The 25,940-nt window shown below is 55.6% G+C and carries 25 protein-coding genes; 6 read left to right on the top strand and 19 right to left on the bottom strand.

Annotated elements, in window-relative coordinates; genetic code table 11:
* Positions 1 to 17: 17 nt before the first annotated feature.
* Together N5923_RS15370 and N5923_RS15375 are read left to right on the top strand one after the other, a co-directional pair.
* Entirely contained in the window at positions 18 to 1,547 is a 1,530-nt protein-coding gene (locus tag N5923_RS15370; RefSeq protein WP_267143612.1) for an MFS transporter, read from the top strand.
* A gap of 1 nt (position 1,548) precedes the next feature.
* Complete coding sequence (locus tag N5923_RS15375) at positions 1,549 to 2,244, top strand: RraA family protein (protein WP_267143613.1); 696 nt, start codon at positions 1,549 to 1,551, stop codon at positions 2,242 to 2,244.
* Between the two features lie 48 nt (positions 2,245 to 2,292).
* Here N5923_RS15375 and N5923_RS15380 read toward each other — a convergent pair whose 3' ends face one another.
* From N5923_RS15380 to N5923_RS15425, 10 genes are all read right to left on the bottom strand, one after another.
* Positions 2,293 to 2,739, bottom strand: a complete 447-nt coding sequence (locus N5923_RS15380) for a type II toxin-antitoxin system RatA family toxin (protein WP_267143614.1) — start codon at positions 2,737 to 2,739, stop codon at positions 2,293 to 2,295.
* Positions 2,740 to 2,797: 58 nt separating this feature from the next.
* Positions 2,798 to 3,331, bottom strand: coding sequence for an RBBP9/YdeN family alpha/beta hydrolase (locus tag N5923_RS15385; RefSeq protein WP_267143615.1), 534 nt, complete (start codon positions 3,329 to 3,331; stop codon positions 2,798 to 2,800).
* Complete coding sequence (gene citG, locus N5923_RS15390; RefSeq protein ID WP_267143616.1) at positions 3,328 to 4,170, bottom strand: triphosphoribosyl-dephospho-CoA synthase CitG; 843 nt, start codon at positions 4,168 to 4,170, stop codon at positions 3,328 to 3,330. The genes N5923_RS15385 and citG overlap by 4 nt, the downstream gene beginning before the upstream one ends.
* Positions 4,148 to 4,687, bottom strand: a complete 540-nt coding sequence (gene citX, locus N5923_RS15395; RefSeq protein WP_267143617.1) for a citrate lyase holo-[acyl-carrier protein] synthase — start codon at positions 4,685 to 4,687, stop codon at positions 4,148 to 4,150. Before citX ends, citG begins: the two co-directional genes overlap by 23 nt.
* A complete protein-coding gene (gene citF / locus N5923_RS15400; RefSeq protein WP_267143618.1) occupies positions 4,687 to 6,213 on the bottom strand; it encodes a citrate lyase subunit alpha in 1,527 nt (508 codons plus the stop codon). Before citF ends, citX begins: the two co-directional genes overlap by 1 nt.
* Positions 6,214 to 6,241: 28 nt before the next feature.
* On the bottom strand, positions 6,242 to 7,117 hold the full coding sequence (gene citE, locus N5923_RS15405; RefSeq protein WP_267143619.1) for a citrate (pro-3S)-lyase subunit beta: 876 nt from the start codon (positions 7,115 to 7,117) through the stop codon (positions 6,242 to 6,244).
* Positions 7,114 to 7,407, bottom strand: coding sequence for a citrate lyase acyl carrier protein (citD, locus tag N5923_RS15410; protein WP_267143620.1), 294 nt, complete (start codon positions 7,405 to 7,407; stop codon positions 7,114 to 7,116). The genes citE and citD overlap by 4 nt, the downstream gene beginning before the upstream one ends.
* Before the next feature lie 28 nt (positions 7,408 to 7,435).
* Complete coding sequence (gene citC / locus N5923_RS15415) at positions 7,436 to 8,479, bottom strand: [citrate (pro-3S)-lyase] ligase (RefSeq protein ID WP_267143621.1); 1,044 nt, start codon at positions 8,477 to 8,479, stop codon at positions 7,436 to 7,438.
* Positions 8,480 to 8,544: 65 nt separating this feature from the next.
* On the bottom strand, positions 8,545 to 9,405 hold the full coding sequence (locus tag N5923_RS15420; RefSeq protein ID WP_267143622.1) for a fumarylacetoacetate hydrolase family protein: 861 nt from the start codon (positions 9,403 to 9,405) through the stop codon (positions 8,545 to 8,547).
* 24 nt (positions 9,406 to 9,429) lie between these two features.
* A complete protein-coding gene (locus N5923_RS15425) occupies positions 9,430 to 10,803 on the bottom strand; it encodes a 2-hydroxycarboxylate transporter family protein (RefSeq protein ID WP_267143623.1) in 1,374 nt (457 codons plus the stop codon).
* A gap of 408 nt (positions 10,804 to 11,211) precedes the next feature.
* Here N5923_RS15425 and N5923_RS15430 point away from each other — a divergent pair, with 408 nt between their 5' ends.
* Entirely contained in the window at positions 11,212 to 12,834 is a 1,623-nt protein-coding gene (locus tag N5923_RS15430; protein WP_267143737.1) for an ATP-binding protein, read from the top strand.
* Positions 12,824 to 13,522, top strand: a complete 699-nt coding sequence (locus N5923_RS15435; protein ID WP_267143624.1) for a response regulator — start codon at positions 12,824 to 12,826, stop codon at positions 13,520 to 13,522. Before N5923_RS15430 ends, N5923_RS15435 begins: the two co-directional genes overlap by 11 nt.
* Here the strand turns inward: N5923_RS15435 and N5923_RS15440 are convergent.
* From N5923_RS15440 to N5923_RS15455, 4 genes are all read right to left on the bottom strand, one after another.
* Complete coding sequence (locus N5923_RS15440) at positions 13,519 to 14,724, bottom strand: FAD-dependent oxidoreductase (protein WP_267143625.1); 1,206 nt, start codon at positions 14,722 to 14,724, stop codon at positions 13,519 to 13,521. The two genes, N5923_RS15435 and N5923_RS15440, sit on opposite strands and share 4 nt — an antisense overlap.
* Before the next feature lie 113 nt (positions 14,725 to 14,837).
* Positions 14,838 to 16,379, bottom strand: a complete 1,542-nt coding sequence (locus N5923_RS15445; protein ID WP_267143626.1) for a DUF1593 domain-containing protein — start codon at positions 16,377 to 16,379, stop codon at positions 14,838 to 14,840.
* A gap of 155 nt (positions 16,380 to 16,534) precedes the next feature.
* Entirely contained in the window at positions 16,535 to 17,554 is a 1,020-nt protein-coding gene (locus tag N5923_RS15450; RefSeq protein ID WP_267143627.1) for a hypothetical protein, read from the bottom strand.
* A 130-nt stretch (positions 17,555 to 17,684) separates the two neighbouring features.
* Positions 17,685 to 18,704 (bottom strand): fatty acid desaturase, encoded by a 1,020-nt coding sequence (locus tag N5923_RS15455; protein WP_267143628.1) that lies wholly within the window; start codon positions 18,702 to 18,704, stop codon positions 17,685 to 17,687.
* A gap of 221 nt (positions 18,705 to 18,925) precedes the next feature.
* Here N5923_RS15455 and N5923_RS15460 point away from each other — a divergent pair, with 221 nt between their 5' ends.
* Positions 18,926 to 19,222 carry a hypothetical protein gene (locus tag N5923_RS15460; RefSeq protein ID WP_267145243.1) on the top strand — a complete coding sequence of 99 codons (297 nt, stop codon included), beginning with the start codon at positions 18,926 to 18,928 and terminating at the stop codon, positions 19,220 to 19,222.
* A gap of 50 nt (positions 19,223 to 19,272) precedes the next feature.
* Positions 19,273 to 19,929, top strand: a complete 657-nt coding sequence (locus tag N5923_RS15465) for a hypothetical protein (RefSeq protein ID WP_267143630.1) — start codon at positions 19,273 to 19,275, stop codon at positions 19,927 to 19,929.
* Between the two features lie 42 nt (positions 19,930 to 19,971).
* Here the strand turns inward: N5923_RS15465 and N5923_RS15470 are convergent, their stop codons facing one another.
* Genes N5923_RS15470 through N5923_RS15490 form a run of 5 tightly spaced genes read right to left on the bottom strand, consistent with a single transcriptional unit; the run spans position 19,972 to position 25,792 of the window.
* On the bottom strand, positions 19,972 to 20,733 hold the full coding sequence (locus tag N5923_RS15470) for a FadR/GntR family transcriptional regulator (protein ID WP_267143631.1): 762 nt from the start codon (positions 20,731 to 20,733) through the stop codon (positions 19,972 to 19,974).
* Positions 20,734 to 20,745: 12 nt separating this feature from the next.
* Entirely contained in the window at positions 20,746 to 21,522 is a 777-nt protein-coding gene (locus tag N5923_RS15475) for an ATP-binding cassette domain-containing protein (RefSeq protein WP_267143632.1), read from the bottom strand.
* Positions 21,519 to 23,315 (bottom strand): dipeptide/oligopeptide/nickel ABC transporter permease/ATP-binding protein, encoded by a 1,797-nt coding sequence (locus N5923_RS15480; RefSeq protein ID WP_267143633.1) that lies wholly within the window; start codon positions 23,313 to 23,315, stop codon positions 21,519 to 21,521. Before N5923_RS15480 ends, N5923_RS15475 begins: the two co-directional genes overlap by 4 nt.
* A complete protein-coding gene (locus tag N5923_RS15485) occupies positions 23,312 to 24,259 on the bottom strand; it encodes an ABC transporter permease (protein WP_267143634.1) in 948 nt (315 codons plus the stop codon). The genes N5923_RS15480 and N5923_RS15485 overlap by 4 nt, the downstream gene beginning before the upstream one ends.
* A gap of 21 nt (positions 24,260 to 24,280) precedes the next feature.
* A complete protein-coding gene (locus tag N5923_RS15490) occupies positions 24,281 to 25,792 on the bottom strand; it encodes an ABC transporter substrate-binding protein (protein WP_267143738.1) in 1,512 nt (503 codons plus the stop codon).
* Positions 25,793 to 25,940 lie beyond the last annotated feature (148 nt).

A 25,940-nucleotide genomic window follows, 5' to 3' on the forward strand; every position in this document is an offset into this window, starting at 1 on the left:
AACCCCGGAGAGTTTAAATGAATACGATTACGCCGCAACTGCCCTGGTATCGCAGACTAACGAAAACACAATGGAAAGCATTCTGGGCCGCATGGATGGGGTATATGCTCGACGGTTTTGATTTTGTGATAATTACTCTGGTCCTGACCGAGATTATGAGTGAATATCAGGTTTCAACCGTAGAAGCCGCCGGGCTTATTTCTGCTGCCTTTATATTACGCTGGTTTGGTGGACTGGCACTGGGAGCAATGGGCGATAAGTTTGGCCGTAAAAGCGCGATGATTACCAGTATTGTCCTGTTTGCTGGTGGTACGTTAGCCTGTGGTTTAGCGCCAAATTATAGCTGGATGTTTGTCGCGCGGGTTATTGTCGGCGTGGGTATGGCCGGTGAATATGGCACCAGCTCGGCATATGTTATTGAGACCTGGCCTAAAGATATGCGAAATAAAGCCAGCGCTTTTCTTAATTCAGGCTTTTCCGCCGGCGCGATTCTGTCGGTGCTGGCCTACAGTGTGGTGGTGCCTTTATGGGGATGGCGGGTGCTGTTTTATCTCGGCATTATCCCTATCTTCTACGCATTGTGGCTCAGACGTGCAATTCCCGAAGCGGAAGAGTGGGTAAAAAATAAAGCCAAAAACAGTCAGCCGACGTTAACGATGGTCGATATGCTCTATCGCAGTGAAAATCGATCGCGCAATGTGATGAATATTGTGTTCTCACTGGTGGCGGCCTTCGGACTTTATCTCTGCTTTAGTCATAAAACCGCCGCCGGGGTGGTGGCGTTATTTGCGGCGATTGTGGCGATAATTTTTGTCTCTTTTCTGGTCCAGAGCGGCGGGAAACGCTGGCCGACCAGTCTGATGCTGACGGTCACCATCCTGTGCGTATTTCTCTATGGCTGGCCGATCCATGCATTGTTGCCGACTTACCTGAAATCTGAGCTGCACTATTCACCGGAAATTGTGGCACTGGTCTTTTCTTTCAGTCGCTTCGGTATGGGGCTGGGATGTTGTCTTGCCGGTATCGCGGCTGACAAATTAGGCACCCGCAAAACCTACGTTATCAGCCTGCTGATTGCTCAGGTGATTATCATCCCGGTCTTTGCGCTGACCGGCTCCAGTGTCTGGCTGTTATGTATTCTGATCTTTTTGCAGCAGTTGTTCAGCCAGGGGGTTGGCGGGTTGCTGGCCAAAATGATCAGCGGTTATTTCGATACCGACCAGCGCGCGGCTAACTTAGGCTTTATTTATAACATCGGTTCGCTGGGCGGCGCGCTGGCGCCAGTGCTGGGCGCTACCATCGCGCAGAACTTCAGTCTGGGAACCGCACTGGGCGGGTTGTCATTTACCCTGACATTCGTGGTGATCCTGCTGATTGGTTTTGATATGCCTTCACGCGTCCAGCGCTGGCTGAAACCCGAAGCGCTGCGCTACTACGATGCCGTTGACGGCACGCCGTTAAGCGGTGCGTTTACCAAAGACACGCCATCCGCCGGGACAAATCTGGTTGATTCCGCGAAGAAAAAATCACTTGATATGAGAGGTTAAGATGACTACTGGCAATCGTGTATTCCTGAAACGCCCTGGTGGTGCCGCGCCTTACCTGGAAGCCTTCCGCCAGCTACCGGCTGCGGTGGTCGCGGACTGTATGAGTCGTCTGCCGGCTCTGTCATCAGAGATCAAACTGATGAGCAATCCTGTGAAACCGGTGATGTGTGGCCTGGCGGTGACAGTAAAAGCGCGTTCCGGCGATAACCTGATGTTGCATAAAGCGATGGATATCGCGGGCAAAGATGATGTGATTATCCTGTCAAACGAAGGCGACCGCAGTCAGTCGCTGATGGGGGAGGTGATGACCACATATGCGCGTTATCAGGGCGTTGAAGGCATCGTGCTGGACGGGCCAATCCGTGATATTACCGGCATCTCTGAAATGGATTTCCATCTGTATGCTGCCGGCCACACCCCCGGCGGGCCGTTTAAGGATGGTCCGGGAGAAATCAATGTGCCGATCGCCTGCGGCAAAGCACCGGTTTTCCCCGGCGATATTGTGCTGGGTGATGCCGATGGCGTGATTATTATCCCGGCCAGCGATGCGGAGCGCATTTTACGTGCCGCGCAGTCGTACCTGATTGTCGATGAGCATAACTTTGCGCTGGCGAAAACCGGTTCACTTGAGCGTGGGTGGATTGATGAGGCCTTTGCGCGCAAAGAAGTTGAAGTGATTGATGATATCTGGCGTTAACTCAGCGCCCAATCAAAAGCCCGCCCTGGACACCCCGGGCGGTTTTTTTTACCTGCTGTGCGGATAAATATCCTGCGCGCGGCGAATAAACAGCCCCGGCAGCATGCGCACCACCATACTGAAAAACGGCGCCAGTGCCAGCTTCAGCAACGGATTAGCAAAGCGATAGCTTACGGTAAAGGTGATACTGCATTGCTGCGCCGACAGCGCCGTAAAGCGCCATTCGCCTTCAAAGGCGGAGAGAAACGAGCCTTCGCTCAGCTTCAGATGCAGTGAATTATCGGGATCAAAGGTGGCAACGGTGGTTAAACTCAGTTGCAGCGGCGGCTTGTGTTGCAGGCCAATGCGCACCCGTTTGGTATTGTTATGGCTGTCGAGGATCTCGACGCGGTGGCACCACGGCAGAAAATCAGGGTAGGCGGCGACATCGGCGACCAGTTGATACATCTGCTGCTGACTGAATGCTACCACCTCGGTTTTTTCGAAAGACGTCATTCCCGGCCTTTAATCTGTTCCCTGATGCATGCTGTGATCTATAACAGAGTGACCGCGCTCAGTCCAATGTCATTGGCGTAAGGCTGGCGGCAAAGGCGATAACCTGCGCCAGTCCCCACGGCCACGGACCAAAACCCGCTTCGCTATTAATATGTCCCGCTTCGCCAATATCCAGCAGTGTGCTGCCCCAGGCTTCAGCCCAGAAACTGGCGCGGCCAAACGGCAGCAGCGGATCGTTATGGCTGGCGAACAGCAGGCTGGGGCAGGGCAGCGGTTGCGGCAGAATACGATCCTCAACCAGAAAGCGCAGCGGCTCTGCTGGCGCGACCAGCACCAGACCGGCAACGCGTTCAGGATAAAGGCGCGCCCAGCTTAATGCCGCCAGCGCGCCAAAGCTGTGCCCCATCAGCAGCGCAGGCGGGCAGGGTGGCGGCAGCTGGCGGCTAATGGCGTCACACCAGCCATCCAGATCCGGCTGGCTCCAGTTACGCTGCGTGATGCGTTTCCAGTGCGGATATTGCTGCTGCCATGCGCTTTGCCAGTGGGCGGGATCGCTGTCACGCAGACCGGGAACCAGCAGAAACTCGATCATGCCGGAAAGGCAGCCAGCACCATGCTGACCGCCAGCAGATCGGCGCTGCCGCCCGGACTGAGGTTGCGCCGCGTCAGCTGCTGATCCATCGCCTGCAGATCGGCAATCTGCCAGCCACCGCTCAGCAGCTGATGCGCGGACTGCTGCACATAGCGCAGACCTGCAAGGCCGCCGCGCGCGACCAGATTGGTATCGGCATTGACCGCCATCAGGCGTAACAACGCCGCGAGCAGACGTCGGCTGGCATCCTGTTCCTGATGCCAGTAAGGCAGCACATAGCGGCGCACGGTGGCAAACCCGCTCTGCGCTTCACCGCGCGCGCCACTCAGGCCGTAGCGCTGGTACAGGCGTTCGCCGACCGTGGCCTGACGGCGTGACTGCCGCAATTCGCGCGTTACCAGGCCACTGCACAGTGCAGCCACTTCCGCGCATAATGCCGACCGGGTAAGCGGCAGCGCATGCTGAGTGAGCCGTCCGGCAGCAAAGCAGAGCAGGCCAAGCGAGAAGATGCCACCTTTATGGCTGTTGACGCCCGCGGTGGCGCTAAACATCGCCTGTTCGCAGGCCAGTCCGACCGGGCGCACCTGCGCCAGCGCCTGAGTCGCGGGCAGTTCCGCTGCCTGCTCTCCGGCCGTCACAAACTGCGTAAACCACGGGGCGATGGCGGCAATGCTGGCCAGGAACAGCGGCAGATCCATATCGCGATGCGCGCCGCTATTGCTGGCGTCGACCAGCCCCGGCTTCGGCGTCAGCCACACTTCCTGCAACAGCGCCTGTTCGGCCAGCAGCGCAATATCCGTTGCCGCCAGCGCCGGATTAATCACGGGTAAACCAGGCATCAATAATCCCCTCCACTTTTTTCACCACCTGCTCAAGCGGATGCTGGCGCGCACGGGCGCAGGCGTGCGCCGGACCGTCGCAAATCAGACAGCGGCGGCTGGCTTCATCGAGTGAACGGCGGCCAATCAGCCCCTGCTGCGGGCAAATCACATCGATGTCCCACAGGCGGCCAAGGGGATGCTCCGCTTCCAGCGCGACGGTTGCGGCTTTAATCTCCGGCGCGCCGTGATCAATACACCACAGCGCTTCGGCGCCGGTCGGCAACCACAGCACCTGGCGCGCGACAACCGGCCAGTGATGCTGCCAGAACAGCTGATCGCAGGCCTGCAACGCAATGCCCATGGTGCGGTGATAGCGGCTGTTATCTTTTACCGCGCCGGGCGTGACTAAAGTCAGCGAAACCAGCGGCCGGGCGTAGCGGGTTAACCAGTCGGACTGCCGTTGTGCGCGTGCCTCTCTGGCATCCAGCAGTTCAGACAGGGTAACGCCCGCAGTAGCGGGCGTAAGCGTTGACATTATGACTCCTCCTTAACCTGACGAACCACATCGATCACTGAGCCGTCGCGATAGCGGATCACGCCGACAATTCGCTGGGTAAAGGCGATGGGTTTTGGCTCGCCACACAGTGAAATGGCGCGCTGATACAGGGTGTCGATATCCATCACCTGCAACCCGGCGGCAACCAGGCGCTGACGAATTTCTGCTCGCGCCGGGTTGACGGCGATACCGTGATCGGTGACCAGCACATCAATGCTTTCGCCGGGCGTAACGCGGGTGGTGACGCGTTTCACCACGGTGGGAATACGGCTGCGCAGCAGCGGAGCCACGACAATCGTCAGATTGGCGGCGCTGGCGACATCGCAGTGACCGCCGGAAGCGCCGCGCATCACGCCGTCGGAACCGGTAATCACATTGACGTTAAAGTCGGTATCGATCTCCAGCGCACTGAGGATCACCACATCCAGCTGATCGCAGCTGGTGGCTTTCGCCGCCGGATTGGCATAGACGTTGGTGGAGATCTCGATATGTCCGGGATTGCGCGCCAGTGAAGCGGCGGCCTGGCCGTCGAAACACTGGGTATCGAGCAGTGTCTCAATCAGTCCTTTTTCATGTAAATCCACCAGACTGCCGGTGATGCCGCCGAGCGCAAAGCGGGCGACAATCTGCTGGCGCTCCATCTTCTCTTCCATAAAGCGCGTGCAGGCGGTCGCGGAAGCGCCGGAGCCGGTCTGCATCGAGAAGCCCTGACGAAAATAGCCCGAGTGCTCGATGACTTCGGCGGCGCTGCGGGCAATCATCAGTTCGCGCGGATTACTGGTCACGCGTGCGGCGCCGACGCTGATTTTCGCCGGATCGCCCACTTCCTCCACCTGCACAATATAGTCGACGCGATCCTGCATGATACTGGCCGGCATATTCGGGAAAGGCACCAGCGATTCGGTCAGCAGTACCACCTGGCGGGCAAACTGCGCGTCAACCATTGCATAGCCGAGCGAGCCACAGCAGGATTTCCCCTGGGTGCCGTTGGCATTGCCAAACTCGTCGCTGCATGGCACGCCGAGAAATGCCACGTCGATCTTCAGCTCACCGTCCTGCAGCAGTTTTACGCGGCCGCCATGGGAGTGGATCTGTACCGGTTCGGCCATCAGGCCATGGGATATCGCATCGGCCAGTTTGCCGCGCATGCCGGAGGTGTAAATCCGGGTAATCACGCCAGCCTCGATATGCTCGATTAACGCCTCGTTACAGGTCATCAGCGAGCTGGAGGCCAGCGTCAGATTTTTCAATCCCAGCCGTGCAAGGGTGGCGACCACACTGTTAATGGTGCGGTCACCTTCGCGGAAAGCGTGATGGAAAGAGATTGTCATCCCATCGCGCAGGCCGCAACGCGCCACCGCATCTTCGACGCTGGCGCATAACTTACGCTGGTTTTTGCCAGCAGCATCATCCAGCCATGGCGTGCTGCTATGGGCGCGATCAAACGGGCGCAGATCGCGCAGCTGGGGATACTGCATATGAAGCATTTCAGTCAGGTTACTCATTACTCGTTCCTGTTATATGTTCGCAGCGTTAGCGGCGTACGCCGGAGGCAGACGCGCGTTCCAGTACCACCCGGGCATGATTGATAATCGGGCCGTCGATCATTTTGCCGTTCAGCGAGATCACCCCCAGTCCGTTGCGTTCTCCCTCTTCGGCGGCGGCAATCACCCGGCGTGAGTAATCAACCTCTTCCTGGGTCGGCGCATAGGCGTTGTGCAGCAGTTCGATCTGACGCGGGTTAATCAGTGATTTGCCGTTAAAGCCCATTTTGCGCACCAGCTCGACCTCGCGCAGGAAACCGGCTTCATCATTAATATCGGACCACACCACATCAAAGGCATCGATGCCGGCCGCGCGCGCGGCATGCAGCACCGCACAGCGCGCGTAGAACAGCTCGGTGCCGTCGCCGCGTTCGGTTTGCATATCCATCACATAGTCGAAAGCGGCGAGGGCGATGCCAATCAGCCGCGGCGAGCAGCGGGCAATCGCCACCGCATTGATCACGCCAGTCGCCGATTCAATCGCCGCCATAATTTGCGTGGAGCCGGGCGTGCGGCCACAGGCTTTCTCGATGCGCTCAATATGGGCTTCGAGTTGATAGATATCTTCCGGCGTATCGGTTTTCGGCAGGCGGATGACATCCACCCCGGCGCGCACTGCGGCTTCCAGATCTTTCAGACCAAACGGGGTGTTAAGCGGATTAATACGGACGACGGTCTCGATATCCTGATACATCGGATGTTGCAACGCATGGAACACCAGAATGCGTGCGCTGTCTTTTTCGCGCAGCGACACCGCGTCTTCCAGATCGAACATAATGGCGTCCGGGCGGTAGATAAACGCGGTCGATAACATCGCGGCATTGGCGCCGGGCAGAAACAGCATACTGCGGCGGAGTTTTTTCATTGTAGTTTTTCCCAGTTGATCTCATCGACGCCCGCGGCGCGCAGTACCGCACTTTGCACGCGTGCGCGGATAACGCAGTCCAGTGCGCCTTTATCTTCGATCAGAAACAGCCCTTCACGGATATCCAGCGCGGCCAGCGTCTGGCTGACCACCAGGCGGATTTGATCGCCAAACTGTTTCATCACCTCACTGTTAATAACGAGGTTAAATTCGCCCTCAGCGGGGGCGATTTTCACCAGCAGATCGCTGGATTCCACCGTACCGGCGAGTGCTTCCTGAATAATTCTCATAATTACTGTCCTGATTAATAAAAATGGGTTAAGCCACGGCCACGCAGTAGTGCTGTTGCAGATGCGCCAGCGTGGTTGGCGGCACAATCTCGGCGATGCGCGCCCACTGCTGGGTTTGCAGCAGCGCGCGAACCTCGGAAGCGGAGATTGCCCGGCCTGACGGATGGCGCTTGCGTGGCGTTTCGACCACCGCTACTGGCGGCCGCGGCGAGCGACTGCGGTCTTCCAGCCACTGCTGCATATCGAGGTTGTACTGATGGGTGACCGGGCAGAAAGGCTCGGTGCCGACAAAGCGATGGGTAATGCCCAGCGCCGGGGCGATATGGTTGCGGAAAATCAGCAGATCCATCGCGCTCCAGGTCTGATTGACCAGCCCGGCATCTTTCAGAAAATAGCCCGGAAAGGTGGCGCGCGAGATCAGGTATTCGGATCCGGCATGTACGGTGACATTCGGCAGATCGGCCACCCCCTGCTGTACCATCTCCAGCCGGGCGCGAAACGGGAAAAACGACACATCTTCACGCACCACAAACAGGTGCAGCCAGTCGCAGGCCGCGGCGGCCTGTTCCGTCAGATAGCGGTGGCCGAGGGTAAAGGGGTTGGCGTTCATTACCGCGGCGCCGATGCGCTCACCGCGCCGCGCCTGCGCCGTCAGCCGCTGGCAATAGTGCTGAATGCCGACCGGGGTATTTTCCATCAGCACCGCCACCTTGTCCCACTGCACCAGCGGGTAAAATCCGCAGCCGCGAAAGCGCGCCAGATTGCAGGGGCGGGTATACAGAAACAGATGGAAATGGCCGTTGCGCACCGCCAGGTTTTCCACTTCACTCAGCAGGCGCGCGCTGAGATTAGCGCCGCGCATATCTGCGCGCACCGCAACGCATTTAATAATATTACTTACCAGCCCGGCGCAACCGACCAGTTGCTGCCCGTGATAAGCCACCACAAACAGTTCGATATCATCATCCATGCCCAGCTGACTCTGCTCCAGTAGCGCGCGGACCTCTTCCAGCGCCGCCGGCTGCTGCACAACGTCAATCACACTAAAGTCGATGGCATCACGATTAAACATAGTTCTGTCCCTGCTGCTGGTCTCAAACGCCGGGCGGCGTGCGCCCGGAAAAGGTCGTGCGTCAGTTATGCCACGGCGTTCTGCGGCTGTACGGCGGCGACAATCACATTGCTGAGATGGCCGATTTTGTCGATTTCTACTTCGATCTGGTCGCCTGGATGCATAAACAGCGGCGGCGTGCGTTTTTTGCCGACGCCACCCGGGGAGCCGGTGATAATCACGTCGCCCGCGCTGAGATGGGTAAAGGTGCTGATGTACTCAATCAGCTCCGCCACGTTATGGATCATGCTGCTGGTGTTGTCCTGCTGCACCATCACGCCGTTCAGCCAGGTGCGAATACCGAGCGTTTGCGGGTCGGGGATTTCATCGCTGGTGGTCATCCACGGGCCAAAAGCGCCGGTGCTGGCCCAGTTTTTACCGGCGGTAAACCAGCTGTGCTGCCAGTCGCGCGCTGAGCCATCCATATAGCAGCTGTAACCGGCCACATGTGACAGCGCCGTGGCGCGCGGAATATTTTCGCCACCCTGGCCAATAATCACCGCCAGCTCGCCTTCGTAGTCAAACTCGCTGGAGCAGTGCGGTTTAATCACCGGCGAGGCGTGGCCGGTCTGCGAATCGGCAAAGCGTACAAACAGCGTCGGCGCCGGATTGTGCTGGTCAAACTCTTTGCGCTTTTCGGCGTAGTTCATCCCGACGCAGAGGATTTTTTCCGGGTGCTCAATCACCGGCAGGAAGGTCAGCTCATCGAAGCGGAGATCTGGCGGCAGATGCGCCAGCTCCTGCGCCAGCGCTAAACCATGGTTAGCCAGCAGCGCTTTCAAATCCGGAAACAGATGACCGAGATGCACACCTAAATCGATCATGCCTTCCGCTGTGGGAATGCCGTAGCTACGGATGCCCTGGTGAAGATAGCTTGCAAGTTTCATAGCCTGTCCCTGATGGGTTGAGGATTAAATAAGGAAGTTGCCGAGAACCAGCAGCGCCACTGAAACGTTAATCGCGCCGCCGATGCGGGTGGCAATTTGCGCAAACGGCATCAGTACCATGCGGTTACCGGCGGTCAGAATCGCGACATCGCCGGTGCCGCCCTGGCCGCTCTGGCAGCAGGAGACAATCGCCACATCGATCGGATGCATGCCGATTTTTTTACCGACCAGAAAGCCGGTGCCGACCAGAGCGCAGACGGTGCTGACGATCACCAGCAGATTTGACAGCGTGAAGGCGTTAACCAGCTCCTGCCATGGGGTGATCGCCACGCCCACTGCAAACAGAATCGGGTAGGTCACCGAGGTCTGGAAGAATTTGTACACCACTTGCGAGCCTTCCAGCATGCGCGGTGAGACGCCGTGGCACAGCTTGATCAGCACCGCGACAAACAGCATGCCGACCGGAGCGGGCAGGCCAATAATGCGGTGGCCTAACATACCGACCATATACAGCAGTACCGCCAGCAACGCGCCGGATGCAATCGTCGAGACATCGGCTTTACCGCTAAATACCGCACTGGCTGCCGTGCTGTTTTTGCGCTCTTTTTCGCTGGCCGGCATCAGTTCACCTTCGCCGGTCAGATGCGGATAACGTTTGCCAAGCTGATTCAGGCAACCGGAGATGACAATGGCGGTCAGACTGCCCAGCATCACAATTGGCAGAATGCGGCCCAGCGCAACACCCTGATCGATATGCAGTAAGGCGGCATAACCAATCGACAGCGGGATGGCGCCTTCACCGACGCCGCCAGCCATAATTGGCAGGATCAGGAAGAAGAAGATCTGGAAGGGTTCCATACCCAGCGCGACACCAACGCCCATACCGACAATCATGCCGACCACTTCACCGCACAGCATCGGGAAGAAGATGCGCAGAAAGCCCTGAATCAGGGTGGTGCGGTTCATACTCATAATGCTGCCGACGATAATGCAGCAGATATACAAATAGAGGATGTTGGTGCTTTTAAAGAATTTAGTCGTCGAGTCAACGACGACATCCGGCAGTAAACCGTAATAGACCAGCGCCGAGGGAATAAAGGTGGCGCAGATTGCTGCCGCGCCCATCTTGCCAACAATCGGCAGGCGTTTACCAAATTCACCGCAGGCAAAACCAAAGAACGCCAGTGTGGCGACCATCACCACAATATCGCTCGGTAATTTTCCGCCCAGGCAGTCGATGGCAATCAGCGCGCCTGCCAGCACAAACAACGGCAGCGGAATAATGCCCACCTTCCAGGTATCGAGAATATGCCACCATTTCTCCTTCACACTGGTCTGCTTCAGTGCGATGGGATCCTGGGTTTGCGGTACAGAGAAAGAATCATCAGTTGTGCTCATGCTATAAGCCCCTTTGTCATTATGTCGGCCCAGACTAATTGTTCAGAACGGCAAGGGATGTGAAGCGTCGCAAATTAAAAACGGTTTTTTAAAGGTTTCTATGGTTTTTAAGGTTTTTATTATTGCTTAGATAAAATAATAAATACGTGGAGTTTATGGTTTTTATTATTATGCGTCAGATTCGTTGTTATTGATGTTATTTATTCTGGCGTAAAATAGTTATTGTTAATTAACTGTGAGCGTTATGTTGAGGTTTGTTTTTAAATAAAGACTGCGTTAAATAGCGCCAATAACGTCCTCACCTTCACTGTGGGGAAGATCACAACTTTCCGTTAAAGTCGCAGTCAGACAGTGGCTTACGTGCTAGGGTTACAGGCTGTTTTTTCGGTGTCTGGCCTGCCTATGCGAATGAAGCTCTCTTTCCAGATAAAACTTTTCCTCTGGCTGACAGTGTTTTTCCTGCTGTTGTTCTCCCTGCTGGGATTTTATTATTACCTGGATATTGATCGTCAGCTTTATGATGAGATGGGCGTGCGGGCGAAAATACAGGCAGAAGAGATCGCGGTGATCCCCGATCTGAATCAGGCGATTAAAGCACGAAATATCCCGGCGATCGCCCGGCTGATGAATAATATTACCCGCCACAGCGATGCCAGTTTTATTGTTATTGGTGATAGTCAGGCAGTGCACCTGTATCATTCACAACACAGTGAAAGGGTGGGGAAAGAACTGGTCGGCGGCGATAACAGTGAGGTATTGCAGGGGAAAAGCACCACCACCGTGCGGCAGGGCGGCATCGGTATTTCGCTGCGCAGCAAAGCGCCGGTGCTGGATAAGGCTGGCGCGGTGATCGGCATTGTCTCGGTTGGCTATCTGACCAGCCATATCGACAATGTCACCAGCGGTAAAGTGATCAATATACTGCTGACTATCGTGGTGGTGCTGAGCGCGCTGTTTATTCTCTGCTGGTTCTTTTCGCGCGGGATTAAAAAGCAGATGTTCTCGCTGGAGCCGCGCGAGATTGGCCTGCTGGTGCGGCAGCAAAAAGCGCTGATGGAGTCGATCTATGAAGGGGTGATCGCGGTTGACGATCAGCTGCGTATTGCGGTGATTAACCAGGCGGCGAAATCGTTGCTGGGGATCAGCGCGCCATCGGTGGCACTGCGTGGTCAGCCGCTGGCGGAGGTGATCAGGCCGGTGCCCTTTTTCGATCCGGCGCAGATGCTGGCGGAAGATACCCATGATGAGATCTGCCTGTTTAACCAGCTGACGGTGATTGCCAGCCGGGTGCGTATTCTGCTGGAGGATGATCTGCAGGGCTGGGTGATCAGCTTTCGCGACCGCAATGAGATTGACCGGCTGAGTATTCAGCTGAGTCAGGTGCAGCGCTATGCCGACAATCTGCGCATTATGCGACACGAGCAGCTTAACTGGACCGCCACGCTGGCCGGGCTGCTGCATATGGGACGCTACGACGAAGCGATTCGCTATATTGAAGCGCAGTCGGAAAGTGCGCAGGAGGTGCTGGATTTTGTCTCCACGCGCTTCTGTTCGCCGATGCTGTGTGGCCTGCTGCTGGGCAAGTATGCCCGCGCGCAGGAGAAAGGAGTGGCGCTGGCGTTTGATCCCGCCTGCCGCATCACTCATCTGCCGCAGCGGCTGACGGAAACTGAGCTGATGTCGATTATTGGCAATCTGCTGGATAACGCCATTGAAGCGACATTAATGAGTGAACCGCCCTGGGCGCCAGTGGAGGTGTATATCGCCAGTGGTGAAAGAGAACTGGTGATTGAAGTGGCAGACCAGGGCTGCGGTATTGCCCCCGCGCTGCGTGAAGACCTGTTTACTTTTGGCGTGACCTCTAAGCCGCAGGGCGACCACGGGCTGGGTCTGCATCTGGTAGCCAGTTATGTCACCAAGGCTGAAGGGACGATTGAAGTGGCGGAGAACCTGCCGCGCGGCACCGTTTTTTCCCTGTTTATTCCGGATAACAAACCGCATCACCAGGAAGATGACATTTATGCAACCTGAAATAATAGATGTACTGATTGTTGAGGATGAAAGTCAGCTGGCGCGGCTGCATGCCGATCTGGTTGAGAATCACCCCTGGCTGAGACTGAGCGGCGTTGCCTCTACCTTAAGTGAAGCGCGCAGGATGCTGGAGGAAAAGCGACCGCAACTGGTGTTGCTTGATAACTTCCTGCCGGATGGTCAGGGCATCACCCTGATTGAAAGCGAGCTGATTAAATCACTGAAGTGTTCGGTGATCTTTATTACCGCCGCCAGTGATATGCATACCTGTAGTCAGGCGATTCGCTGCGGCGCTTTTGATTATATTCTGAAGCCAGTCTCCTGGCGTCGCCTGCAACACTCGCTGGCGCGCTTTGTCGAGTTTACGAAAACCCAGCGCACCTGGAAGGTGGTGGATCAGCAGAATGTCGATAATCTGTATAAATTGCAGGCGACGGGCATGGGCCAGGATGGCGGCAGTAAAGGCATTGAGCATAAAACGCTGGAACGTATTGAGCAGTTTTTTACGCTTAACGACCAGCGCTGCTATTCGATTGATGATGTGGTGGCGGAAACCGGGTTGAGCAAGACCACCACCCGGCGTTATCTGGAACACTGCGTCGATAAAGGCGTGCTGAGTGTCGAGATGCTGTACGGCAAAGTAGGGCACCCGCGCCGCCTGTACCGGCGTAACAGTGGCGCGGCTTAACGAAGGTGACGCGGCGTTTCGCGGCGAAAGCCCAGCCCGATAATCCAGCCAAAAACATACGGCAGAAACGGCAGCCGTTTGATCAGCCTGGGCAGCGGACTGCCCTGCGAGCCTTTGCGCTTTTTACCGCTCATTTTTATCTGCAAAAACTGCGTGGCACGGGTCGGGAACTGGCGCCGTTTCTGCACTTTTTCCAGCTGATGCAGGCTGACCGCGCCTTTACGTAGCGCGGGCGTCAGCAAATTCGCGGTGGCGACCGCATCCTGAATCGCCAGATTGACGCCGACGCCGCCAATCGGTGACATCGCATGCGCCGCATCACCAATGCACAGCAAGCCGGGTTTCATCCAGTGATCGAGACGGTCTATGCGGATCACCAGCAGCTTAAGCTGGTCCCAGTCGCTGATCTCGGCCAGTCGCTCAGCCGGGAAGGGCGCAACATCGGCAATCTGGCTTTTTAACGCATCGAGTCCCGCCGCCTGTAGCGCCGGATAGTCACCTTTGGTGATTGAGTAGCCACACTGCCAGAACTCGCCGCGATCGATCATAATAAAATTCTGCTTCGGCCCTTTATGGCCCATTCCCCATGCAGGATCGCTGTCCGCTTTGGTGAGCCTCAGCCACAGTACGTCGCGCGGCGAACCAAAAGACTGGCCGCGTAATCCGGCTTTTTCCCGCACTTGTGAATGGCGGCCATCAGCACCAATCACCAGCTGACTGTGGATATCAATTTCTTCCCCGTCAGCAGTCGCGCGAATACCGCAGACGCTGCCATTCTGATACAGCAGATCGTCAAAAGCGGTAGATTGCAGCAGGGTAAAGGATGGCAGTTCAGCGGCTTTGCGGGCGAGAAAGTTAAGGAAATCCCACTGCGGCATAAACGCGATAAAGCGGCACTGCACCGGCAGACGGGTGAAATCCGCCAGCGTAACTTCTTCACCGCCGACTTCTGCCTGCAATTTCTCCGCCCTCTGATGCGGCAGGCGCAGCAACTCTTCCAGTAAGCCTGCGTGATGCATAATTTGCAGGGTCGAGGGATGAATGGTATCGCCGCGAAAATCACGCAGAAAATCGGCATGCTTCTCAATCACCACGACCCTGACACCCGCTCTGGCAAACAGATAACCGAGCATCAGTCCGGCCGGACCTCCGCCAACAATACAACAATCCGTGCTTACGCTCTGCGCTGATTCCGGCTGCATCTGATCTGTCCCGCTGTGAGGTGTGTTATTTATGATAATGCTTATCATTATCTTTGTCGCGCGGGAGGAAGGTATTTGTCAGGAGAGTCACCTCTCCTGACTTCTTAGCAGGGTTATTGCGCGGTGATAATAATGCGGCGATAGGAGGTCAATGCCGGGGTGCCATCGTCGGTCACCGCCAGAATAATATGTTCGGTGCCGCTATTTTCCAGTTTTACCTCGGCCGTTTGCTGGCGATTACCGCTAAGCGATAACACGGGCGGCGCCTGTAGCCACTCTTCGCCACGTTTACCGACCACTTTTTCTGGCGCCACCGGCTGGGCAAGAGGGGAACTGGCTTCCGGATAACGGATCCAGTTATAGCTCAGCTTATTACCATCCGGATCGCGCGAGCCTTTGGCGCTCAGCGTCAGGGTTTCTCCGACTCTGGCGGCAAGGGTCACAACCTCTTTACCCGCTTTATCATTTACCACCACCTGCGGATTATGGTTGGCTGCGGCGTAATCTTTAATGCTCCAGTCCATTCTGGCGGCAAAATCGTGCTGGAACGCTTCGCGCCAGCGCCAGACTGTCGCCTGATTGGAGGTGTAAGATTTACCGTCACTGCCTGTTACCGTATCGGCGGCATTGGCATTGCCCGGATAGAAATCGCCACCGCTGCTCCAGATCGGATGTGATTCATTCTGTGGCTGGCGCACAATATAACGCCCACCCCAGCCGCCCCAGCCCGGATTCATTTCACTGTTAAGACCATTACGAATTAAGCCGAGGAAGGCCGGGGTATCGCCCTCCATAATAAACGCATATTGCAGATAGCCTTTGCCTAACGGCCCTTTGCTGCGGATATGTTTATCCAGCCAGCTTTGGGACACGGTGGTGAAATCGGCGCCGGGCGCATTACGGTAATATTTATCGCCGCTGATGCCGGTCCAGGTGGCTCTGGCATAGTCGTCGCCGTTCTGACTGGAGGGGTCAACAATATAGCTAATCTGCGGATAGTGCTGACGTACCCAGTAACCGGCGTCATCCTGGTCGGAGATGGAATAGACAATCAGATTACGGGTTAACGCCTGCACTTTCTCCGCCGGATATTTCGCTGATAAATCGGTCAGCGCCTGTGCCAGCGTGTTGGCGCCCCCCCAGAGATTGATAAACAGCGGGCTGGCCGCATTGCTGCTGTGTTCAATCGATTTCAGCAGCAGATCTGACCCTTTACTCTGTCTGCCTTTACCGGTGGCGGCCATGCCATAAGCCGGCTGACCGGAGGCCACCAGCGCTTTAAGCTCTGCCGCAGAAGGATAATGTTTATCGTGTTTCAGCAGATTTGGTTGCACTTCCGCATAGTGACCCAGCACCAGGTTAATCATATCGGGATGCACTTTTTCCCGTTGCCAGGTGGAGGTGGTCGCGACCAGTCCTTCGACCGTCATTTCGTTGCTATACAGCAGGAAACGGGTCAGTGACATCTGATCGTCCGGCTCATTACCAATATCGGTCAGCACAAACACGCGCGGCCTGGCCTGCGAAGGAATATTTTTACCGGCAATCTGCTGGAGGGTCTCTGCGGCATAACTGGTGGCGGGTAAAGCGGCGCAGAGCAGCGGCAGGGTCAGGAACAGACTTCTGGTGAGAGGATTGGGCAGTAGCATAAACATTTTACTTTTAGTCCTTAAAAATAAGTTAGTTATGGTTATTTATTGGTTTTATGGCATGGCGGTAACCGAACAAAAACACATTAGTTAACAGTGGAAACAAAGTAAAAAGTAAAAGCCGCTTTTGTAATCTGCATCACAAAAAGTCAGCGGGAGAGTTAAATCAGGCTATCAGTGATGGCATCTGAGCTCAGTTGCACCAGACCAAACATGCTGTAGTTATAGGGGGCTGGCATATATTCGAGGCGGATAGTGTTGATATGTTCACTGGGGTTATCGGCCAGCAATTTTGCCGTCAGCGGAATAATCAAATCGGCATAATCTTCAAACAGCTCACCGCTCAGAATAACGCGTTTTATATTGTGGATTGGCGCGGTGCAGCAAATGGCGAAACAGAGCGCCGCCGCCGCGCGTGCGGCGGACTGTTGCGTGTCGGTAGCATCGAATTGCAGCGCATTTTCCAGTCCACCAGCATAGGGAAGATGGACGATTTCCGGATAGAAGCCGTTATCGCCGAGTCCCGGCTTACCGTTGATGCAATAACCGTACCCCAGGCTGCCAAAGCCCGGCATCAGGGCGATCCAGGAGTCACGTGAAGCAATGCGTTTATTGAGCATATGGCATGAGCACCAGGCGATATTCACCACCTGGGTGGCGATGCCGGTGGTGTGACGCAGCAGCTCACGCAGATTGTAGTGATGCTCCTTCAGCACCGGGCTCCATCTCACCACACCGGAATGCTGTTCGATACCGCCGCCAAGGGCTAAACCAATCTGCCTGACCTGGCTGGCGTCCACCACCGCTATGCCGCAGAGTTCAGCAAGCAGATTACTGACCGTGTCGGCCAGTTGACGGGCGCTTAATGGCGCATGCAGCGGATACTCAACCGCGGCGGCGGTGGGTTGCAGAGTATTGTAATCATTGAGGGTTGCCTGCAAGCCATAGCTGCGCATCATAATATTCAGGCTGTAAAATTGTCGCGCTTTTACCGCCAGCATCTGCTGCGGACGACCAAAGGGCGAATCTTTCACTTCGCGCGCTTCAATAATCCCCGCTTCCAGCAGTGATGAGGTCAGCTTGGTGACCCAGGCTTTGGTGATCTGCAGCGTTTTGGTCATGCTGACCCGTGATTCCACGGCGCTATGCAGAATATTAAGAATCTGTTGTTTATAGTCCATTGCTGCTTCCGTCTGGCATCAGGTTGCGGCCATAACATAGCATTGATTCGGGGTTTCTGAGCGGGCTTTTGGCGCGAATTTTGTGAAGGAAGCCTGAACAAAGGATGGTTTCAGGGCTGGGTTTATCGCCTCAGACGACCGTTTGTTGCTCATCTCTTTTCTGGTGCAACTCAGCACTCATCTTATCAGTCGGATAATGATTGCCCGCCATGGTCGGATGGACTTCCACCTTAACCGAACGCCACAGAAAGCGCTGCAACCACTCGCGATAGCCGCGGGTAAGAAAGCCGTGATTTAGTTGCAGATAGCTGTCGCGATAGGCCAGATAGACCTTGCGTAAGGCAAACCAGGGCACTCCCGGCAGATTATGGTGTACCGAGTGATAGTTCAGATTAAGAAACAGCAGTCGCCATGGCCATGCCGCTTCGTTAATCACCGATCGTGCCTGCGGATCGTCGGCGGCCCGATGTTCGAGAAAAGAGCGGATTTTGGTCAGGCTGAGCGCGGGATAGCTGACCGCCAGCAGAAACCACCCTGGCGGGAAATCGACAGCATGCATCCAGGCAAACACCACCATTAATAAACTGCCGTGGGTCAGCCACATGGCGATGGCGCGCCAGTCGCGCCCGGCAAAAGCCGCCAGCATGCTCAGCAGGGTTTGAATAATATCGCTGGCCGGGCCAAGGATCACCCGACCAGGCAGAGTGTTGCGCAGCTGCACCAGACGTCGTTGCCAGCCAGAAAACTGCTGCCAGCGTTGCGCAGAAAAATAGTAAGTTTCCGGATCTTCATCAGGGTGGGTGAGATGCTGATCGCGATGGTGTTGCAGATGTGAGTCGCGATACAGTCCAAACGGATACCAGATGGCTAATGGCATCAGCCCCAGCAGCTGATTAAAGGCGGCGGAGCGGGTGGGATGACCATGAATCAGCTCATGTTGCAGCGACATATACCAGGTGGTAAACCAGATCAGCAGCAAGGTCGCCGGCAAAATCCCCAGCGTTTTCCAGTAAGCCAGCGTGGCGAACCAGCCACCATAAATCACCACGATCAGTATCCATGTCGGCAGCTCAGTTCGCCATAGCCAGCTGCGTGACAACTGATGGATCCAGGCCCGTTGCTGCTGATGAAGGTAATTCACAGTCGACATCGATACCGCCCGAAAAAATGCTGAGATAAAAATCAACATGCGTGGGCGGCTGAGAAATAACAACGTATTAAAAACGCAGTGCTATGTTGAAAAATGCATAAGTCAGTTCTGTTTCGTGGCAGGAATATGATGTGATAATCATAAAAATATCTGCACTCTGGTAGGTTTAAATTTTAATTATTTTAATTGAAATAATTAAATAACCAATTCGAGGTCTCTTTATGGCTATATTAAAATTAAATATCAGCATCTTGAACTGCCTGTCAGGTTATGGTAAATACTATTTAAATAAGATAAGGAGAAGCGAAATGGCGGAAATCATTAAAAATGTAAGCGAAAGAGCTTATGCTGTGGCCCAGGCAGTAGCGTTTAAATACTCAAAATATAATCCCGATATTAATGATCCGCATAACGTGAGTACTTCAGCGGTCAGTCTTGCCAGACAACGTTCTGCTAAACGTTCGGCGGCAGAGTTAAACTTAATGTTTGAAAAAGCCTTTGCTGAGGTTATTAAATAATATGGTTAAATAAATGATTCATCTTTTATGCTTTATTTGGGGAGCGGAGCGTGGAGTCCAGATTATGGGTCTTTAAAGAATTAGTGGGTAATGACCACGATTATCAGGGTATTCTGGCATATGCATGTTATAAACTCGAAAAAGATAAACTTGCTCGGGATTTAATTAACGCCAAAAAATCTGAAGGTGACATTGCAAAGTCCTTAAAGCTATTTCATGCGGTATCCGTTACGCAAGGGCAATTAGAAAAATTCAGAGAAAAAGGGTTAGCTGTGATGGCAGCACTTACCGAAAGTTTAGATCAGGGATTAATCGATAAGCATAAAGAAGAGATGGACACACTCAAAAACCATTATCAAAACGTTCTGCAGCAGAATGAGCAGGCTTGTAAAAAACAGCTTGCCAGATGTAAGGCTGAGACTAAATCAATAACGCAGAAAGAACTGCTGACAAAAATGAGAGCCTGGCCATTAACACATTACTCTTTGAAAAAAAAGATATTTATGTGGATATGGAACGGCTATCAAAGCGTGGTTGCCGTGTTTGTATTGATATTTATTTTGCATACTGTGGCTTACTGGTCCTCTGATAAAGAGATCAAGGTTGGGGTATTGAACAGTTTTTGGGGACGTGTTCAGAATATGTTTAATAGTCCCATCCCCTCGTCTGACGTTAACCTTAAAACAGACGCTGATGTTTTAAGATAATAACGTCTTAAACCTTCGCATAATGGTGTTCATCGCTTGCGATCACTTTAAAAACCGTTCCTCCAGCGTCGCTTCCAGACCCAGCATCGCATCCTCTGCATGCTGCATATGTTCGGTCATAATCGTTTCGACCGCGCTGGCATCTTTGCGGCGCATCGCTTCTATTAAACGGTACTGATAGTCGATACCCACACTGCGATCCACCGGCTGCGGGCGCTGGTAAATATCTTTGCAGACCGCCAGGTCTTTTAGCAGGCGTTGCAGAAAGTGGCAGATAAAGGCCAGCAGCACATTGTCAGAGTAGCTGGCGACCACCGCATGAAAATCCAGTTCCGCCATACGCTGTTCCCAGCGTTCGGCATCGTCCGCCGGCTCATGGTCATATACCGCAATCAGCTGATGCAGCTGTTCAAAGCCTTTGGCGTCAATATTACCAATCGCACTGACGGCAACCAGCGGTTCCAGCGCCTTGCGCAGGGCATAAATATTGGCAATCGACAGCTGGCGGGTAAACAGATAGTTCGACAGCAGGCTGATGGCGCGGGTTTCGGTCATCGAATCGATAAAGGCGCCGCCGCCGGGGCCGGTTTTGGTGCGGATCAGTCCCTGAACTTCCAGTGACTTCAGCGCTTCACGCACCGTCCCTTTGCCAGCCGCATAGCGGGTCGCCAGATCTTTCTCCTGCGGCAGGCGGTCGCCCGGCAACAGATTATCGCGAATAATACTCTCTTTGATGGCATCAACGATTTCATCGGTACGCTTGCGACGCACTGGTTCAGGCGTCGCCGGGGTTTCACTGCTCATAGACTTTTATCCTTACAGTCGCGGCGCACTGGCCAGCAGACTCTGGGTGTAACTGTGTTGCGGCGCGCGAAACAGGGCGTCGTTATCGGCACATTCTACCAAATCTCCGCGATACATCACCGCCACCCGATCGGCGATGGATTCCACTACCGCCAGATCGTGGCTGATAAACAGGTATGACAAGCCAAATTGCTGTTTCAGCTGATCCAGCAACAGCAATACCTGCGCCTGCACTGAGACATCCAGCGCACTCACCGGTTCGTCGAGCACCAGAATCCGCGCTTCCGCCGCCAGCGCCCGGGCGATAGCCAGCCGCTGAGCCTGGCCGCCGGAAAACTCATGAGGGTAACCGAGCAGCGCATCGGCGGGCATCTGCACGGCTTCCATCAGTTCCAGCATGCGGTTTTTACGCTGCGTGGCGCGATAGCCACATAAATGGCTAAGCGGCACATTGAGAATGTCGGCGATGGTTTTACGTGGATTAAGTGAGGCTACCGGATCCTGAAATACATACTGTATCAGCCGCCCCAGGGCTTTTGCGTCACGCTGCTGCGCGCTTTCGCCCATCAGTCTGATACTGCCGGAGGTGGGCGTCTCCAGCCCGACCAGCATCCGTGCCAGGGTACTTTTGCCCGAGCCACTTTCGCCGACCACCGCCAGAGTTTCACCTGCCGACAGCTGCAACGATACGCCTTTGACCGCCTGCACCTGATGGCGCGCCGGAGAGAGCCAGCTGGCCTTGCGGCCAAATGTTTTATACAGCTTATCGACTTCAATCACATAGCTCATAGCGTCTCCTGCTGCGACTGACGTGGGGGATAGAGTTTCGCCACCTGTTGCAGAAACTCACGCCCCTGGCCCAGTTTCGGCACGCTGGCAATCAGTCGCCGGGTGTATTGATGCTGTGGCGCATTAAGCACCGTGGCAGTATCGCCGCTTTCGACGATTTCACCGTGGCGCATTACCGCCACGCGGTCACAAATCTGCGCGATTACGCCGAAATCGTGGGTAATAAACAGCAGGGTCAGGCCGCGTTCACGGCGCAGCTGCTGCAGTAATTCGAGGATCCGCGCCTGCACGGTAACATCAAGGGCGGTAGTGGGTTCATCGGCGATAATAATCTGCGGATCATTGGCCAGCGCCATGGCGATACCGGTGCGCTGACGCTGACCGCCGGAGAGCTGATGCGGAAAGGCATAAAAACGCTGTGCGGCATCCTGAATGCCGACGCTGTCGAGCAGTTCCAGCGCTTTCTGCCGCGCCGCGGCGTTCGACAGCGGCTGATGAGCCTGAATGGCTTCGATTAACTGTGCGCCAATACTCATCTGCGGGTGCAGGGTGGTCAGCGGATCCTGGAAAATATACGCCACCCGTGCGCCACGGCGCTGCTGTATTGCCTGCGGCGACAGCGACAGCATCTCCTCACCGGCGACATAAATCGCGCCGCCGCTGATTTCGCCCGGCGGCGAGGCCACCAACCCCATCACCGACAGCGCGGTTACGCTTTTACCGGAGCCACTTTCGCCAATCAGACCGAGACACTCACCGGCTTTAACATAAAAACTGACGCCTTTCACTGCCGCCTGAGTTTTTGCGCCAGAGCGGAAATTGACCTGCAAATCGACCACCTCCAGCAGCGCATTATTACCCTGACTGGCTGCCGGTATCGTTTTACGGCTGACGCGGGTCACCGCGCTGGCGCGCTGCAATACGCCGGATTTAAGCCGTGGATCGAGCAGATCGCGGATGCCGTCACCGAGCAGGTTAAAGCTCATTACCAGCAGGAAAATCATTATTCCCGGCACCAGTGAGACATGTGGCGCGCTGAACATCTGGGCGCGCCCCTGGCCGAGCATTGAGCCGAGATCTGCGGCGGGAGGCTGGGCGCCAAGGCCAAGGAACGACAGCCCGGCGGTCTCCAGAATCATCCAGCCGACGGTAGTCGACATGGTAACCACGATTACCGGCAGCACATTCGGCAGCACTTCGCTTAGCAGAATCTGGCGGTGATTTTTCCCCGACAGACGCGCGGCCTGCACAAAATCACGCTGACGCAGGCCGACGGTCAGGCCGCGAATATTGCGCGCGAAGAACGGAATATTTACCACCGCAATGGCGTACAGCGCATTCAGCAGACCGGGACCGAGCACCGCAACAATCACCAGCGCCAGCAGAATATAGGGAAACGCCATCAGCATATCGATCAGGCGCATCAGCAGGCTGTCGGCTTTGCCGCCGGCGTAACCGGCAATCAGACCGATTAAGGTGCCGAAAAAAGCCGCCAGCAGGGTGGCGCTGATACCCACCGCCAGCGAGATGCGGGTGCCCCAGATTAGCCGTGACAGCACATCACGCCCCAGCGGGTCGGTCCCCAGCAGATGGCCCGGTGATAACGGCGGTAACAATCGTTGCAGTAAATCGGTGGCATCAGGGTCGGCCAGCGGCAGCAGCGGGGCGCATAATGCGGTAATCAGCGCGATCAGCAAAATAATCAGTCCCAGCGTCGCCAGCCGGTTGGCCAGCAATAACGACCACGGCGACGGGCGATGGCGCACTGCCGGAGAGTTCAGCGTCTGGCTCATGATTTTAACCTCGGGTCGAGAAGGGCCTGAAGAATATCGGCGCACAGGTTGATCAACACATAGGCGGCTGCGGCCACCAGGACACCCCCCTGCACCAGTAACAGATCGCGGGTCGAGACCGCTTTTACCAGCATCGCGCCGAGGCCGGGCCACTGAAATACCGTCTCGATATACACTGCGCCGCCGAGTACAAATCCGGCCTGAATACCGATCACCGGAATCACCGATACCAGCGCCATACGAAAGGCGTGGCGATAAATCACTTTGCGTTCCGACAGACCTTTCGCGCGTGCGGTACGGATAAAGTCCTGACGCAGCACTTCCAGCATTGCGGTGCGGGTCAGGCGGGCAATCACGCCGGTGGCGACAATCGCCAGCGTTATGGCCGGTAGCGCCAGGTGATGCAGCAAATCCAGCCAGCCGCCGCCACCCCAGATAGCATACATACCGGAGGCAGGGAACCATTGCAGCTGTACGGCGAACAACATAATCATCAGCAGGCCAATCCAGAAGGAGGGCAGCGAAATACCGAGCAGTACCAGCAGGGTGATCAGACGATCGCCCCAGCCAAACTGGCGTACTGCTGATACCGTACCGGCCAGCAGACCCAGTACGGTGCTCAGCAACAGGGCGCTGCCGCCCAGCACCAGCGTGGCGCTCAGGCGCTGCAACACTTCATCCAGCACCGGCCGGTTCAGCACATATGAGCGGCCAAAATCGCCGTGCAAAATATTGCCCGCCCAGATCAGATACTGGCGATACAACGGCTGGTCCAGTCTCAGTTGCTGGTTAATCCGCGCGACATTTTCCGGGGTTGCCCAGGCGCCCAGCAGCGCTTCGGCCGGATTTCCCGGGATCATCGCCATAATCAGAAACACAATCAGCGACAGGCCGATAAACACCGGGATGATCGATAACAGCCTTTTCAGCAGGTAGCTCCACATAATCACGCTCCGCGTTAATAATCAGTGCTTCGTCACCCGGTTGAGTAACAGGTTGAAGTTGGGTTGCAGGGAAAAGTGGCCGATGCGGGTTGAAGTCACGGCGTTCTGCTTCCAGTTGGCGACAAAAATCCACGGCGCATCGTTATGCACCAGCTGCTGCACCTGGCGATACAGCTGGCCGCGAGCGGCGTTGTCGGTCGTGAGGCGTGCCTGCTCCAGCAGTTTGTCGACCTGCGGATTACTGTAATAGCCGGAGTTAAAGCCGCCTTTTTTCGGCCAGGCATCGCTGCGCAGGGTGAGGAATGGCAGGGTGTCGGGATCGTTGGTCATCCACGCCATTTCCGCCATATTGGTCTGGTTATCGAGTCCGGCATTGACCTTCGACAGATAGGTATTCCACTCATAAGTCTCAATATTGACATTCAGCCCGACCGCTTTTAAATCCGCCTGAATGGCTGTGGCCATCGGTACCGGATCCAGCATGCCGGAGCCGCCTTCGGTGACGTAGAAGGTCAGCGTTGCGCCTTCGGCTCCCGCTTCCTTCAGCAGCTGGCGGGCTTTGGCCGGATCGTAAGGCCAGGGGGTGACCTCTTTATTGGCGGCCCAGCGAAAAGCGGCCGGTATCGGGCCGTCGGCCACGCCAGCCGAGCCCTGCAAAATATTGTCCACCAGCGACTGCTTATTCACCGCGTAATTCACCGCCTGGCGCACCCGCACATCATTAAACGGCGGCACCTGCGTATTCAGCATCACATACCAGACGTGGGGGCCGGTGGTTTCATACAGACGGAAGCGTTTGCTTTTTTCGGCAAACAGTTTCACCGTATCAGGCGGCACTTCCACCATCGCATCAATCCCGCCGGAGAGCATCTCCGCCACGCGTGTATTGCCATCGGTAATCGGGCGGAATACTACGGTATTGACCGCCGGTTTGCCGTCCCAGTAAGCGCTGTTTGCCGTGACCACTACGCGCTGATTAGCCTGCCATTCGGCAAACTGAAACGCACCGGTGCCCACCGGATGACGGCCAAAATCTTTGCCATATTTTTTAACCGCCGTCGGCGAAACGATCAGACCGGTTGGCGTCGCGAGGTTAGAGAGCAGTGGCGCAAACGGCTCATTCAGATGAAATACCAGCGTATGTTCGTCAGGAGTAGCGATCGACTTTATCGAGGAGAAGAAGAACGACAGCGGGAACGGGCCGGTATGATGCCAGGCACTCTTTTCATCGAGCATACGCTGGAAAGTAAATTTTGCGGCGTCGGCATTAAACGGTGTGCCGTCCTGAAAACGCACATTTTTCCGCAGCTGAAAACGGTAAGTCAGGCCATCCGGGCTGATTTGCCAGCTGGTGGCCAGAGCCGGTTCGATATCCAGCGTACCTGCACCGTTGCGCACCAGACCATCATAGATATTCACCAGAATACGCGAATCATTGGCGGCGGTCGCCACCTGCGGATCGAGCGACTGCGGCTCCGCCACCTGACCAATCAGCAGTGCATCCGCGGGCGTGGCGGCCTGCACGGCGGGCATCCCAGTCAGACCAAGCAGCAGGCAGAACGGCAGGGCTTTTCTGATTAACACATCTCTTCGTCGCGCACTCAGCATTGTGGCCTCATCAGTTTCTGGTGAAAGAATAAGCGTTGTCCTGCTTTTTATTTATGCGTATAAATACACTTTA

The sequence above is a fragment of the Winslowiella arboricola genome (assembly GCF_025527015.1).
Taxonomy (GTDB): domain Bacteria; phylum Pseudomonadota; class Gammaproteobacteria; order Enterobacterales; family Enterobacteriaceae; genus Erwinia; species Erwinia arboricola.

Bases quoted from the DNA above. Each gene is read 5' to 3' on its own strand.
- N5923_RS15370 (WP_267143612.1), top strand. From the start codon at position 18: ATGAATACGATTACGCCGCAACTGCCCTGGTATCGCAGACTAACGAAA.
- N5923_RS15375 (WP_267143613.1), top strand. From the start codon at position 1,549: ATGACTACTGGCAATCGTGTATTCCTGAAACGCCCTGGTGGTGCCGCG.
- N5923_RS15380 (WP_267143614.1), bottom strand. From the start codon at position 2,739: ATGACGTCTTTCGAAAAAACCGAGGTGGTAGCATTCAGTCAGCAGCAG.
- N5923_RS15385 (WP_267143615.1), bottom strand. From the start codon at position 3,331: ATGATCGAGTTTCTGCTGGTTCCCGGTCTGCGTGACAGCGATCCCGCC.
- citG (WP_267143616.1), bottom strand. From the start codon at position 4,170: ATGCCTGGTTTACCCGTGATTAATCCGGCGCTGGCGGCAACGGATATT.
- citX (WP_267143617.1), bottom strand. From the start codon at position 4,687: ATGTCAACGCTTACGCCCGCTACTGCGGGCGTTACCCTGTCTGAACTG.
- citF (WP_267143618.1), bottom strand. From the start codon at position 6,213: ATGAGTAACCTGACTGAAATGCTTCATATGCAGTATCCCCAGCTGCGC.
- citE (WP_267143619.1), bottom strand. From the start codon at position 7,117: ATGAAAAAACTCCGCCGCAGTATGCTGTTTCTGCCCGGCGCCAATGCC.
- citD (WP_267143620.1), bottom strand. From the start codon at position 7,407: ATGAGAATTATTCAGGAAGCACTCGCCGGTACGGTGGAATCCAGCGAT.
- citC (WP_267143621.1), bottom strand. From the start codon at position 8,479: ATGTTTAATCGTGATGCCATCGACTTTAGTGTGATTGACGTTGTGCAG.
- N5923_RS15420 (WP_267143622.1), bottom strand. From the start codon at position 9,405: ATGAAACTTGCAAGCTATCTTCACCAGGGCATCCGTAGCTACGGCATT.
- N5923_RS15425 (WP_267143623.1), bottom strand. From the start codon at position 10,803: ATGAGCACAACTGATGATTCTTTCTCTGTACCGCAAACCCAGGATCCC.
- N5923_RS15430 (WP_267143737.1), top strand. From the start codon at position 11,212: ATGAAGCTCTCTTTCCAGATAAAACTTTTCCTCTGGCTGACAGTGTTT.
- N5923_RS15435 (WP_267143624.1), top strand. From the start codon at position 12,824: ATGCAACCTGAAATAATAGATGTACTGATTGTTGAGGATGAAAGTCAG.
- N5923_RS15440 (WP_267143625.1), bottom strand. From the start codon at position 14,724: ATGCAGCCGGAATCAGCGCAGAGCGTAAGCACGGATTGTTGTATTGTT.
- N5923_RS15445 (WP_267143626.1), bottom strand. From the start codon at position 16,379: ATGTTTATGCTACTGCCCAATCCTCTCACCAGAAGTCTGTTCCTGACC.
- N5923_RS15450 (WP_267143627.1), bottom strand. From the start codon at position 17,554: ATGGACTATAAACAACAGATTCTTAATATTCTGCATAGCGCCGTGGAA.
- N5923_RS15455 (WP_267143628.1), bottom strand. From the start codon at position 18,704: ATGTCGACTGTGAATTACCTTCATCAGCAGCAACGGGCCTGGATCCAT.
- N5923_RS15460 (WP_267145243.1), top strand. From the start codon at position 18,926: ATGGCTATATTAAAATTAAATATCAGCATCTTGAACTGCCTGTCAGGT.
- N5923_RS15470 (WP_267143631.1), bottom strand. From the start codon at position 20,733: ATGAGCAGTGAAACCCCGGCGACGCCTGAACCAGTGCGTCGCAAGCGT.
- N5923_RS15475 (WP_267143632.1), bottom strand. From the start codon at position 21,522: ATGAGCTATGTGATTGAAGTCGATAAGCTGTATAAAACATTTGGCCGC.
- N5923_RS15480 (WP_267143633.1), bottom strand. From the start codon at position 23,315: ATGAGCCAGACGCTGAACTCTCCGGCAGTGCGCCATCGCCCGTCGCCG.
- N5923_RS15485 (WP_267143634.1), bottom strand. From the start codon at position 24,259: ATGTGGAGCTACCTGCTGAAAAGGCTGTTATCGATCATCCCGGTGTTT.
- N5923_RS15490 (WP_267143738.1), bottom strand. From the start codon at position 25,792: ATGCCCGCCGTGCAGGCCGCCACGCCCGCGGATGCACTGCTGATTGGT.